The 11,636-nt window shown below is 63.6% G+C and carries 11 protein-coding genes and 1 tRNA gene; 10 read left to right on the forward strand and 2 right to left on the reverse strand.

Annotated features, from left to right (window positions below; all coding sequences use genetic code 11):
- Positions 1–71: 71 nt before the first annotated feature.
- From ABIB00_RS03260 to ABIB00_RS03275, 4 genes are all read left to right on the forward strand, one after another.
- Positions 72–3,239: a bifunctional diguanylate cyclase/phosphodiesterase gene (locus ABIB00_RS03260; RefSeq protein ID WP_354103355.1), complete on the forward strand. Its 3,168-nt coding sequence runs from the start codon at positions 72–74 to the stop codon at positions 3,237–3,239.
- Positions 3,239–4,294 carry a sensor domain-containing diguanylate cyclase gene (locus ABIB00_RS03265; protein WP_354103356.1) on the forward strand — a complete coding sequence of 352 codons (1,056 nt, stop codon included), beginning with the start codon at positions 3,239–3,241 and terminating at the stop codon, positions 4,292–4,294. Before ABIB00_RS03260 ends, ABIB00_RS03265 begins: the two co-directional genes overlap by 1 nt.
- A gap of 57 nt (positions 4,295–4,351) precedes the next feature.
- Positions 4,352–4,428: transfer RNA gene (locus ABIB00_RS03270), tRNA-Arg, on the forward strand.
- Positions 4,429–4,765: 337 nt separating this feature from the next.
- The gene (locus tag ABIB00_RS03275; protein WP_354103414.1) at positions 4,766–5,002 is read left to right on the forward strand and encodes an HGGxSTG domain-containing protein; all 237 of its coding nucleotides are present in this window, start codon (positions 4,766–4,768) and stop codon (positions 5,000–5,002) included.
- A 28-nt stretch (positions 5,003–5,030) separates the two neighbouring features.
- On the opposite strand, the gene ABIB00_RS03280 is transcribed toward ABIB00_RS03275, so the two are convergent.
- Positions 5,031–5,987 (reverse strand): AraC family transcriptional regulator, encoded by a 957-nt coding sequence (locus tag ABIB00_RS03280; RefSeq protein WP_354103357.1) that lies wholly within the window; start codon positions 5,985–5,987, stop codon positions 5,031–5,033.
- 131 nt (positions 5,988–6,118) lie between these two features.
- On the opposite strand from ABIB00_RS03280, the gene ABIB00_RS03285 reads away from it, so the two are divergent.
- Positions 6,119–6,655: a carboxymuconolactone decarboxylase family protein gene (locus tag ABIB00_RS03285; RefSeq protein WP_247442042.1), complete on the forward strand. Its 537-nt coding sequence runs from the start codon at positions 6,119–6,121 to the stop codon at positions 6,653–6,655.
- A gap of 37 nt (positions 6,656–6,692) precedes the next feature.
- Positions 6,693–7,196, forward strand: coding sequence for a YkgB family protein (locus tag ABIB00_RS03290; RefSeq protein ID WP_354103358.1), 504 nt, complete (start codon positions 6,693–6,695; stop codon positions 7,194–7,196).
- Positions 7,197–7,267: 71 nt separating this feature from the next.
- Here the strand turns inward: ABIB00_RS03290 and ABIB00_RS03295 are convergent, their stop codons facing one another.
- Positions 7,268–7,870 (reverse strand): CGNR zinc finger domain-containing protein, encoded by a 603-nt coding sequence (locus ABIB00_RS03295; RefSeq protein WP_247351597.1) that lies wholly within the window; start codon positions 7,868–7,870, stop codon positions 7,268–7,270.
- Between the two features lie 185 nt (positions 7,871–8,055).
- Here ABIB00_RS03295 and ABIB00_RS03300 point away from each other — a divergent pair, with 185 nt between their 5' ends.
- Genes ABIB00_RS03300 through ABIB00_RS03315 form a run of 4 tightly spaced genes read left to right on the forward strand, consistent with a single transcriptional unit; the run spans position 8,056 to position 11,110 of the window.
- Positions 8,056–8,781 (forward strand): alpha/beta fold hydrolase, encoded by a 726-nt coding sequence (locus ABIB00_RS03300; protein ID WP_247442040.1) that lies wholly within the window; start codon positions 8,056–8,058, stop codon positions 8,779–8,781.
- A gap of 46 nt (positions 8,782–8,827) precedes the next feature.
- Positions 8,828–9,688, forward strand: a complete 861-nt coding sequence (locus ABIB00_RS03305; protein WP_354103359.1) for an alpha/beta fold hydrolase — start codon at positions 8,828–8,830, stop codon at positions 9,686–9,688.
- A 16-nt stretch (positions 9,689–9,704) separates the two neighbouring features.
- Positions 9,705–10,475, forward strand: coding sequence for an SDR family oxidoreductase (locus ABIB00_RS03310; protein WP_354103360.1), 771 nt, complete (start codon positions 9,705–9,707; stop codon positions 10,473–10,475).
- Positions 10,476–10,522: 47 nt separating this feature from the next.
- Positions 10,523–11,110, forward strand: a complete 588-nt coding sequence (locus ABIB00_RS03315) for a TMEM175 family protein (protein WP_354103361.1) — start codon at positions 10,523–10,525, stop codon at positions 11,108–11,110.
- Positions 11,111–11,636 lie beyond the last annotated feature (526 nt).

The raw sequence follows: 11,636 nt of genomic DNA on the forward strand, positions 1-11,636 counted from the left end.
GCTTAGGTAACTGGTTTTCCTAAGCTTTGCGCCATTTGTGCGGCGTATTCCTGTCCCTCCAGGGAGGGGGAATGCGCCAGGTCTTATCAGGGGTCGCAGCAGGAATGTCCCTAGCCGTGAAGAACGGCTGGGAGGCAGCGATTCGCCGCGGACCCGTGCTGTGGCTGACCCTGTGCGGCGTGTTGCTGGTCGCTGGGATCTTCGCCGTGACCGCCATGGCGGTCGGCGAATTTCGCGAACGAACCCTGGCCAATCGCGAGCGCGAGCTGGAAAACACGGTGCAGCTGATCGCGCGGCACTTTGATCAGCAATTCGAAGATTCCGACGTCGTCGCCGCCGATGTGATCGGGCAGATGAACCTGCCGGAGATCACCTCACCCGCGATGTTCCGCGAGCGGATGTCGGGGCCTGCCGCCAACCAGATGCTGCGCAGCAAGATCAGCGCGGTGTCCTACCTCGGCGACATCGTCATCTACGATGCGGAGGGTGAGATCGTCAATTGGTCGCGCGCCCAGCCGCTGCCCACGATCAACATCGCTGCCCGCGCCTATTTCCAGACTTTCAAGTCGGACCCGCGATCCGAGCCGGTGCTGCTGGAATCCGTGCGCAGCTACGTCATCGGCAAATGGACCACGGTCGTCGCGCGACGTCTGAACATGCCGGACGGCACTTTCCTCGGCGTCCTGGTGCGCCGGATCGATCCCGACAATTATCATCGCTATTTTGCTTCCGTGGCGCTCGGCGAAGGCGCGGCCATTTCGCTGTTCGACCGCGAAGGCAAGATGCTGGCGCGCTACCCGCATGTCGAAGACCTGGTCGGCAAGGACTTCAAGGATGCGCCATTGATGCGCAAAATGCTGACCGAAGGCGGCCGGCACACCCTGCGCGTCAAAGGCCCGATCAACGGCGAGGACCGCCTCGGCTCGGGGGCGTCGCTGTCGCATTTCCCGCTGGTGATCGTCGCGACCAATACCACGAGCGCCGCGCTGGCCGATTGGCGGCAGCAGACCGGCTTCATGGTCACCACGGCCGGGCTTTCGGCCACGGTGATCGCGCTGATCCTGTTCCTGATCGTTCGACAGATCAACCAACAAAACCGCGAGGCGCAGCAACGGCTGGAAGCGGAGCGCGGGCGGCTCGACACGGCCCTGAACAACATGTCGCAAGGGCTGATCCTGTACGACGCCGCCGGATACATCGTCACCTGCAACCGCCGCTACGCCGACATGTTCGGCCTGTCTTCGGACGTCATCAAACCCGGCTGCCACATCCATCAGGCGATGCACCATCGCAAGGAGCGCGATGCATTCGACGGCGACGTCGAGGCGTTTTGCGCCGACGTCATGAGGGTCGTCGCCGAAGGCACGGTTTCCACCAGGATCCATGAGCTGCCCAACGGCCGCGCTTTCCAGGTCATCAACACGCCGCTTGCGCAGGGCGGATGGGTGGCCACGATCGAGGAGATCACCGAGCGGCGCAATCTGGAGCAGGAACGCGACCGCAACTACATGTTCCTGCGCGAGATCATCGACCATATTCCCTCGCAGATCACGGTGAAGGATGCCCAAACTCGGCAATATCTGCTGATCAACCGGACCGCCGAGGAGCAATTCAACCAATCGGGTGAAGAGATCGTCGGCAAAACTCCCTTCGACTTGTACCCGGATGCCACCGCCATGGTCGTTACCGACGACGACAGCAAGGCGTTGCAGGAGACCAAGGGATTGCTCAAGGGCGAGCACCCCTGGCAAAGCCAGACCAAGGGACTCCGCTACATCACCTCAACCCGGATCGGCATTCGCGATAAATCCGGCGAGCCGCGTTACCTCATCAATGTCGTCGAGGATGTCACCGAACGGCGGCGCGCCGACGAGAAGATCGCGCATATGGCGCATTACGACGCGCTCACCGACCTGCCGAACCGGGTGCTGTTCCGCGACCAGATCGAACACGAGCTGGAGAAGGTCGCCGGCGGCGGTCAGTTCGCGTTGCTCTATATCGACATCGACGAATTCAAGGGCATCAACGATTCGCTCGGCCATCACGTCGGCGACGAGTTGTTGAAGGCGATCGCGGGCCGGATCCGCGGCTGCCTCGGACAAGGCGACCTGATCGCGCGGCTTGGCGGTGACGAATTCGCTGTGATCCAGACCGGGATCGAGTCGTCTGCCGACGTGGTGTCATTCGTGACGCGGATCTTCGAGGCGATCCGACGGCCCTATCATTGCTTCGGTCATCAGCTCTCCACCGACGCCAGCATCGGCATCGCGCTGGCGCCGCAGGACGGCACCGATCTCGACCAGCTCATCAAGAATGCCGATCTCGCGATGTACGGCGCCAAGGCCGAAGGACGCCGCACCCACCGCTTCTTCGAGCCGGAGATGGATGCGAGCGCCAAGGCGCGCCTGAGCCTGGAGCAGGATCTGCGCCAGGCCCTGGTGAGCGGCGGTTTCGATATTCATTATCAGCCGCTGGTCGATCTGCGCAGCAACGAGGTCGCCGGCTGCGAGGCGCTGCTGCGCTGGCGGCATCCCGAGCGCGGCATGGTGTCGCCGGCGGAGTTCATTCCGATCGCCGAAGACACCGGCCTGATCAACGAGCTCGGCGACTGGGTGCTGCGCATGGCCTGCAACGAGGCCGCGACCTGGCCGGCGCATGTGCGTGTCGCGGTCAACGTCTCGCCGGTGCAGCTCAAATGCGACACGCTGGCGCTGCGGATCGCCGGCGCGCTTGCCGCTTCAGGGCTCGCCCCGTCCCGGCTCGAGCTCGAAATCACCGAGGCCGTGCTGATCCGCGATGACGAGGCGGCGCTCTCGATCCTGCATCAGCTCCGTGCGATCGGCGTGCGCATCGCGCTCGACGATTTCGGCACCGGCTACTCATCGCTCAGCTATCTCAAGCGCTTCCCGTTCGACAAGATCAAGATCGACCGCTGCTTCGTCGCTGATATCGCGGAGACGAGCGGCGCGCCCGTGATCGTGCAGGCGGTGGTGAACATCGCCGCCGCCAGCAACATGACCACGGTCGCCGAGGGCGTCGAGACCGAGGCGCAGCGCGAGATGCTGCGCGCGCTCGGCTGCACGCAGATGCAGGGCTATCTTTTCAGCAAACCGAAGCCGGCCAGCGAGGTGCGAAAGCTGTTCGGCCAGGGCGATGGCTTGCCCCAAGCCTTACCGGTCCAAGCCTTGCCGGTCCAAGCCTTGCCGGTCCAAGCCTTGCCGGTGGCGGCGGTGGCCTGATGGCGAAGCCAGCCAAAATTCCACCCAAGACCGTCGACGTTGCGGATTCCTATGCCGTGCGGCTGATGCAGCATCTGGTGGTGCCGACTTTCGTGATCGACCCGAAGCGCCGCGTCGTGATCTGGAATCGTGCCTGCGAGCGACTGACCGGAGTGGCCGCCTCGGAGGTGATCGGCACCAATAAGCACTGGCAAGCGTTCTACGAGACCAAGCGCCCTTGCCTCGCGGACCTCGTCGCGCTCGACCGCCCGGAACAGCTGCCGGAGTTCTATTCGGAATATGCCGCACGCGGCCATAACGGGCTCGGCTTCAGCGCCGAGAACTGGTGCGTGATGCCGAAGCTCGGCAGCCAGCTCTATCTCGCCATCGACGCCGGCCCGATTCACGACGAGGCCGGCCATCTGATCGCGGTGGTGGAGACGCTGCGCGATCTCACCGACCAGAAGCGCGCCGAGATGGCGCTGAAGGAGCTTGCCACCAAGGACGGGCTGACCGGCCTGTCGAACCGCCGCTCGTTCGATCAGATGCTGTTGAGCGAATGGGCCCGCGCCCAGCGGACGCAGAAGCCGATGGCGCTGCTGTTCGTCGACGTCGATCATTTCAAGCTGTTCAACGACCGCCACGGCCACCAGAGCGGCGACGAATGCCTGCGCGCGGTCGCTGCCGTCGTCAGCCGCCATGCCGTGCGCCCGCTCGATCTTGCCAGCCGCTATGGCGGCGAGGAATTCGCGCTGATCCTGCCGGACCTGGATTGCGACGCCGCCTGCGTCATCGCCGACGAGATCCGCCGCGGCGTCATGGCCTTGCGGATCACCCATGGCGCCGACGGGGCCGGCGACCACGTCACCCTCAGCGTCGGCGTCGCCAGCCACATTCCGAGCGAAACCGACGGCAGCCCCGACCGGCTGCTGGGCGCGGCCGACGAGGCGCTCTATGCGGCCAAACGGCTCGGCCGCAACCGCGTCATCTGCGCCGAACGGCTGCTCGCCGAATTCGCCGGCCTCGGCCGGGACATCCTGCCGGTTCCTGGCCGCATCGCCCGCAAATCAGCCTAGCTGGAGACGGCGGAAGCGGTTGCCCGCTCCCGGCCAATCGGCTAAATGAACCCCACTGCACCCGTAGCTCAGCTGGATAGAGCGTTGCCCTCCGAAGGCAAAGGTCACACGTTCGAATCGTGTCGGGTGCGCCAGCTTTTCTTTGTTTTATAACGCGAACTGAAGACTCGGCCTCAGTTCTGTTTCATTCGCGTGAGTAAGCAATTGGAAGAAAATTTCTGCGCGCTCTTGAATTGGCGCTCGCAATGTAGGTCGGTCCAGTCCATCGAGAGGAAGTTGTTCGGAGACTAGGCCGAGTTTGCAGGAGCTAGCGAAATCCAACATCCACGACGACCGCTTCGGGCCAGAAGCGGCCCGTCGGCTTCTCAAGATGCAACTTGCGCTTCTACCCGAAAGCAGACTCAGCTCGGACGTTGGGGCATGTCGAGAAGTGCCACAAGGCAACTTCAACTCGCCCGCATTACCCTCCCGATGCTCGCGAGGCCGCTTTGCAGCGCCAAGACCCGCGCCGGCGGATCATGCCGCTCGCCCGTGCAAAGCAAACGGCGCTGCCGCATGCACGGCGGTGCACGCGAATCCGGCGCGCGCCCAAGGGAAACCGGAATGCGCTCAGGCACGTCCCCCGGTTCACCGCGGAAGTCATCGCAGAGCGCGAGCGGATTCGGGACTTGTTGGGTGACGCGCGGGAGTTGCTGCGAGATGAAATGATTTTGCATGGCCGAATGTTGCCGGTCACTCACAACGTTGCGACGATGCCGCCGCCGGGCGGCTCCTGCATTTTGCGCCACTGCGCCGGCGTGACGCCCATGTGAGTTTTGAAGGCGCGCTGGAATGCCGCTTCGGATTGGTAGCCGACCTGCTCCGCCACGGCGCCGGTGGAAAGCTGCGATTGCCTCAGTTCGTTGGCAGCGTGCATCATCCGGATCTCGGTCAGAAGCTCGCTGGCTGATCTGCCGAGCTTGTCCTGAAAGTGGCGGGCGAGCGTGGCGCGCGACATGTTGCACAATCGCGCCAACTCGGGCAGCGACCAAGCCCGCGCCGGCTCGTTGAAGAGGGCTGCCACCGCCGGTGCAAGGCGGGGATCACCGGCGAGCGCCAGCAGACCGCTCGGCGCGTCTTCGGTCTCGCTGGCCAGTCTCAGCACCAGCGCGAACATCGCCGTCGACAGCGCGTTCAGCATGGCGCGGCCGCCGAGGTGATCGTCGTCGGACTCGCGCCGCATCAGCGCGACGAGGCCGGCGAGTTGCGCCGCGGTCTCCTGCTGTTCGGCGTGAGCGCCGGCGTGCACGACAAAGCGCGGCGGCAGATAGCTGCGCAACAGCCGGTCGTGCGGGGCCGAGATCGCAAAGTGTCCGCACAGCAGATCGAGCCGTTCGCCCGAACCCGGGTTTTCGCTAATCGTGAAGTTGAGCGCCGCGCGGTTGCGGGCCGGCAGCGCTGCGGCGCCGCTGCCGTCGTGCATGACGTGGCTGACATTGCCGGGAAGCAGAAGGATGTCGCCGGCTTTCAACTGAAGCGGCCTGCCCTTCGCGGAGTCCTCCAGGGTCGCAGAGCCGGCGAGCACCGCATGATACGGGATTGCATTCGCCGCGCCGGGCCCTTGGTCGATGCGCCACGGCGCGCCGTAGGAACAGCGCAGGTCGAGCCGCCCGCGCACCGGCATCAACTCGAACAGCCGGCTGAGCCAATCCATGCTGATCTTCCGAAGCAGACAAATTGAGACGATGGAGCATATTATCGAGATTTTGTGACATTCAAAGTATCAAATCATAACCGTACTGTCACTACGCAATCGTTCACGAACCCCAACCACGGAGTGCCACCATGTCCCGTCTTTCAGTCCCAAATGTCGAATCCGATAACGGTCCCTCGGGCCAGGTCTATGCCCAGATCAAGAAGGCGATCGGCAGCGTGCCGAACACCTTTGCGGCGATCGCCGCCCACGGCCCCGCCGCGCTCAAGTCGATCCTGTTCGCCGACGCCACGCTGGCTTCGGGCAGCCTGAGCAAGCGCGATCAGGAAGTCATCAAGCTCGTCATCAGCGGCGTCGCCGGCTGTGATTACTGCGTCGCCGCGCACAATCATCTCGCACGACTCGCCGGGCTCAAGCCCGATGTGCTGAAGCAGATCCGCAACGGTCAGCCCAGTGGCGACGACAAGCGCGACGCGCTTGTTGGATTCGTCCGCAAGCTCGCGCAGTCCAGCGGCACCGTCAGCGACGCGGATTTCGCCGCGATCAAGGCGGCCGGCTACAGCGACGCGCAACTGGTCGAGATCAGCCTCGCCTTCGCGACCACCGTCTTCACCAACGTCTTCAACCGCATCAACGACACCGAGATCGATTTTCCCGCCGTCGCGTAAAGCGACCGCGCCGGATCCTGCATGAAGGATAACGACCATGACGACCCTTGCCAACACCACGCAAAATCCGCTCGTCCGCGCGCTGCGCGCATCAGGCTTGCTTGCGGAGGATCTCGACTATCACCTCATTCGCGCCGCGATGGTGATCATGTTTATGTTCTTCGGTTACCAGAAGTGGTTTCCCTACGAGTTCGAACGGCTGGTGCCCTTCATCCGCAACGGGCCGCTGATCTGGTGGCTGTATCCGGTGTTCGGCCATGCCGGCGCCAGCTATTTCCTCGGCGCCTCCGAATGGACTTTCGGCACCCTGTTGCTCGCCGGCTTCTGGGACAAGCGGCTCGGCGTTCTCGGCGCCCTCGGCTCGACCGGCACCTTCATCGCGACGGTCACGATCATTCCGTTCCTGCCTGACGCATGGGACGCCTCGGCCGGAGGGTTCCCGGCGATGACCGGCAACATGCCGTTCCTGATGAAGGATGCGGTTCTGTTCGCCGTCTCGTTTTATCTGCTGAAGCAGGATCTGGTTCGCCTGATCCGGTAATCGAGAGACGGATCCGCATAGGGCCGCGCAAATCACCGGCAAGCGCAAAGCTTGCCGGTGATTTGTCAATTTTATTGCTGCAGCTTGAGCCGGTTTCGATGCGCCGCCTGTTTGGCGCGGTTGCCGCAGATCGCCATGCTGCACCAGCGGCGCGCGCGGCCCCGGGTGTGGTCGGCGAACAGCAGCGTGCAGGCCGGTCCCTCGCACGCCTTCACGTTCGAAAAATCTTCCTCGCAGACGAATGTCGCCAGCGCCTCTCCGATCGGCAGCAGCAGCGCTTCCGGCGACCGCCAGCGGCGGATCTTTCGAAACGCCAGTCCGGAGGCCGCGCTGTGGTCATCGACCCCAATGCGTCCAAACCCTTCATCCCGTTCGAGCAGCCGGTTCAACGGCGCCAACTCGTCCAGCGCTTTCGAGGTGAGCGGCCGCCCTTTGTGTTGCCGGACGAAGCCTCTGAACCATTCGCGCAGGCTTCGCGCTTGGGCTGCGACGCTGTCGAGTTCGCGAGGCATCGCCTGCGACCGCAGCGTTTCGAGCGCCTCGCGGGGCGCGAGCTGCGCCTGCTCGAGCCAGGCCAGCAGGCCATCGCCGTCGTCGAGCCAGTCAACCGGAGTGTCGACCGGGGTCGCAACCGAATTGAGGAAATCGAGGCCGAGCGCGTCGGCAAGGAACATCGCAGGCGGGCGTGAAGCGGTTTGAGCGATCTTTTGGCGCGGAACCTTGGTCACCTATAGCCCCCGTCGATTTCGATCGCAAAATAACCTGTCTAATGGCTATTGACAAGTTACTTCGCTAGAGAGTAACCTGTTTAAATTTATTTATCGGGTTACTATTTATGCAAAACCGGCAGGGAGCGAAAATGTCCCTCAATGATGTGAGCGTGGTGCTGGTCCACGGCGCTTGGGCCGATGGATCGAGCTGGACCAAGGTGATTGGGCCGCTGCGGGCGGAAGGCATCCGGGTGGTTGCGGCGCCGCTGCCGCTGACCTCGCTGGCCGATGACGTGGCGGCGCTCGATCGAACCCTCGGGCGGATCGATGGCCCGGTGGTGCTGGTGGGCCACGCCTACGCCGGCGCGGTAATCGCCGCGACCCAAAGTGAGAAAGTCAGGTCGCTGGTCTATGTCGCGGCACTCGCTCCCGACGAAGGCGAGACGGTCGCCGACGTTTTCTATCGCGCGACGCCGCATCCGCAGGCGCCCTTGCTGGCACCGGACAAGGATGGCGTGGTCTGGCTTCCCGAACACGCCTTTGCCGAAGCGTTCGCGCAGCACGCTTCCAACGAAGAGCAGGCATTGCTGGCCGCGGTGCAGCGGCCGATCGCGGCCGCCTGCATCGGCGTCGCGGTGGGCCGGCCGCTCTGGAAGGACCGCCCGAGCTGGTTTCTCGTGGCCGAGCAGGATCGCATGATCAACCCCGCCACGCAGCGGTTCATGGCGGAACGGATGAAGGCAAAGCTGCATTCACACGCCGTCGATCATACGCCCGGCGTCACCGCACCCGGGATCGTCATCGACATCATCCGCGAGGCCATCCGCGCCGCAGCGGCGGCCCGCACGCCGCAACCGGCTGACCAGAGCCAATAATCTCCCCCACTCGTCAAAATGATTACAAAAATTCAGGAGAATTCCGATGACCGGGATCAAATACCGCTCCGCCGATATCGATGGCTTCAAGATTTTCTACCGCGAGGCCGGGGCGGCCGACGCTCCGACACTGCTGTTGCTTCACGGGTTTCCGAGCGCGGGCCACATGTTCCGCGATCTGATCCCGCTGCTCGCCGATCGCTTCCATATCGTCGCGCCCGACCTGCCCGGCTTCGGCCAATCGGACATGCCGGCGCGGAGTAACTTCACCTACACGTTCGACCATATCGCTGATGTCATCGACCGCTTTACCGAAGTGATCGGCCTCAAGCGCTTCGCGATCTACGTCTTCGACTACGGTGCGCCGACCGGTTTCCGGATTGCCGCCAAACACCCCGATCGTATCACCGCGATCATCTCGCAGAATGGCAACGCCTACGAAGAAGGGCTGAGCGAGGGCTGGACTCCGATCAAGGCTTATTGGCAAGAGCCGTCGCAGGCCAACCGCGACGCGCTTCGCGCCTTCCTCGCACCGGAAACGACGCGCTGGCAATACACCCACGGCGTGACTGACGAGGCGAGCGTCTCGCCCGACGGCCTGTCGCTGGACAATTTCTATCTGGCGCGCCCCGGCGCCGACGAGATCCAGCTCGACCTGTTCGGCGACTACAAGAGCAACATCGCGCTCTACCCGGCATTCCAGAATTACTTCCGCACCCACAAGCCGCCGTTCCTGGCGGTGTGGGGCAAGAACGATCCGTTCTTCCTGCCGCCCGGCGCCGAGGCTTTCAAACGCGACATTCCCGATGCGGTGGTCCGTTTCTTCGACACCGGCCATTTCGCGCTGGAAACGCATGCCGCCGAGATCGCGGCGGCGATGCGCGAATTCCTCATCCGCCACGTCTAACAGCACGAGAAATCACATGCCGAAATCAGTCGCCATCGTCACTGGCGCCAGCCAGGGCATCGGCCGCGCCACCGCGATCCGTCTCGCGCGGGACTTTTCGTCGGTCGTGCTCGCCGCGCGCGACCGTCCCAATCTCGAGAAGACGGCGGACGCCGTGAAGGCGGCCGGTGCCGAACCGCTCGTCCTCGACATCGACCTTGCCGAGGTGACGGCGGCAAACAGCGTGGTCGACCGGACGCTCAAAGCCTTCGGCCGGATCGATGCCCTCCTCAATATTGCAGGCGCGGTGCCGCAGATCGACCTGTTCGAGATGACCGACGCGCAATGGGACGGCGGCCTTGCCTTGAAATTCCACGGCGCCCGCCGGCTGACGATGGCGGCATGGCCGGCGTTGAAAGAAAGCAAAGGCGCTGTCGTGCTGATGTCGGGGAATTCGGCGCAATTTCCCAAGGCGCCCTACGCCGCTGTCGGGACCATCAACGCGGCGATCGTGGCGCTGGCGAAAGCGTTTTCGGATCGCGGCATCGCCGACGGCGTCCAGGTCAACAGCGTTCTGCCCGGCCCGGTCATGACCGGCCGGCGCCGCTCCTACCTCGCGCATTGGGCGCCGCTGCACAACATGGCCGTGGAGGAGGCCACCGCCAAATTCCCGCAGGATGCCGGCATCGCACGCTATGGCGAGCCGGAAGAGATTGCAGAACTGATGGCTTTTTTGGTATCGCCGGGTGCCCGCTGGATGACGGGATCGACGCTGAGGATGGATGGCGGCGAGGTCAAGTCGATCTGACCGGCGCTCTGAGTTCGACACGACACGAAACCGGCGGGGTGACAGCCATGGCACATGCGAGACGGCCCCCGGAGCGACTGAGCGCGTTCTCCGACGGCGTGTTCGCTGTTCTGATCACGGTGCTGGTTCTGGAACTGCGCCCGCCGGAGCTTCCGACGTTCGATGCCCTGCTGTCGCTGTGGCCGACAGGGCTCAGCTATGCCGTGAGCTACCTCTTCATTGCGATCGTGTGGGCCAATCACCACCATCTCATGCACTACGCCACCGACGCGACGCCGCGCCTGATCTGGTTTAATTTCGCGCATCTGTTTTCAGTGTCGCTGCTGCCGCTCTCCACCGCCTGGATGGCCGTGAGCAAGCTCGCACCGCAACCGGTCGCGTTCTATGCGGCGGTTTTCTTCCTGGTGAACGCGACCTACGTCGCCTTGATCTGGGAGCTGATGGCGCGAATTTCGCTTAACGAGGTTTCGGCCGGCGAGCGCCGGACCATGCGCATCCGCTCCATCGTGACGTTAGGTGTTTTCGCGGTGGCCGCGGCCGTGGCGTTGAAATTCCCGCTGGTCGGGCTGGGCTTGTGTTGTTGCTGTCTGATCGTCTATTTGAGGCCCGAAGCACCGGGAGCCGCGCAACCGTAATTTATGCAATAGCAGTGCGCACGATCCGCACCCGTTCGCACGACACATTGACAACTTCATCAGCTCGACCGACGCCGAACCGACCAGGTAATCCAAATCGCCTTCGGCGCGCGGACGGAACGGGCAGATGGACGGGAACCGTGCGCGTCAGCGATCCCGTCGACCTGAGAAACTCACTGTCTTTGGCGATCGGGAAGAGCGCCCCGACACCCGTCGAAGTAAAGATCGACGGGACTGTCCGACGTTCGCGAGAACACGGAGGGCTGTGCCGTCTTTCCGCTCTACTTTCGGATCCTGCCGTGCGCAACGCGAGATGTTCCTGAACGCTCGCCAATTTGCTCGCCGTAGCGTTTTGCACGGTCGTGTTTCAATCTGTCCACAAACGCATTATCGCAGGCCAGATGAGGAGGCCGACAGCTGTTAGGACCGCTGCCTAACCGACTGATCCCAAAGCTCTCGCTCAATTCCGTGTTCACCGGCGAAGCAAGAAGCATGGATCGATTGCCGGGACCAAGTCGAAGCCCAT

This window comes from Bradyrhizobium sp. LB14.3, assembly GCF_040547985.1.
GTDB lineage: Bacteria > Pseudomonadota > Alphaproteobacteria > Rhizobiales > Xanthobacteraceae > Bradyrhizobium.

What these genes read in the sequence shown, in the direction of transcription:
- ABIB00_RS03275 (WP_354103414.1), top strand. Translation starts at nt 4,766, where the DNA reads ATGCTCGCGAGGCCGCTTTGCAGCGCCAAGACCCGCGCCGGCGGATCA.
- ABIB00_RS03265 (WP_354103356.1), top strand. Translation starts at nt 3,239, where the DNA reads ATGGCGAAGCCAGCCAAAATTCCACCCAAGACCGTCGACGTTGCGGAT.
- ABIB00_RS03285 (WP_247442042.1), top strand. Translation starts at nt 6,119, where the DNA reads ATGTCCCGTCTTTCAGTCCCAAATGTCGAATCCGATAACGGTCCCTCG.
- ABIB00_RS03310 (WP_354103360.1), top strand. Translation starts at nt 9,705, where the DNA reads ATGCCGAAATCAGTCGCCATCGTCACTGGCGCCAGCCAGGGCATCGGC.
- ABIB00_RS03315 (WP_354103361.1), top strand. Translation starts at nt 10,523, where the DNA reads ATGGCACATGCGAGACGGCCCCCGGAGCGACTGAGCGCGTTCTCCGAC.
- ABIB00_RS03280 (WP_354103357.1), bottom strand. Translation starts at nt 5,987, where the DNA reads ATGGATTGGCTCAGCCGGCTGTTCGAGTTGATGCCGGTGCGCGGGCGG.
- ABIB00_RS03300 (WP_247442040.1), top strand. Translation starts at nt 8,056, where the DNA reads ATGTCCCTCAATGATGTGAGCGTGGTGCTGGTCCACGGCGCTTGGGCC.
- ABIB00_RS03260 (WP_354103355.1), top strand. Translation starts at nt 72, where the DNA reads ATGCGCCAGGTCTTATCAGGGGTCGCAGCAGGAATGTCCCTAGCCGTG.
- ABIB00_RS03295 (WP_247351597.1), bottom strand. Translation starts at nt 7,870, where the DNA reads ATGTTCCTTGCCGACGCGCTCGGCCTCGATTTCCTCAATTCGGTTGCG.
- ABIB00_RS03305 (WP_354103359.1), top strand. Translation starts at nt 8,828, where the DNA reads ATGACCGGGATCAAATACCGCTCCGCCGATATCGATGGCTTCAAGATT.
- ABIB00_RS03290 (WP_354103358.1), top strand. Translation starts at nt 6,693, where the DNA reads ATGACGACCCTTGCCAACACCACGCAAAATCCGCTCGTCCGCGCGCTG.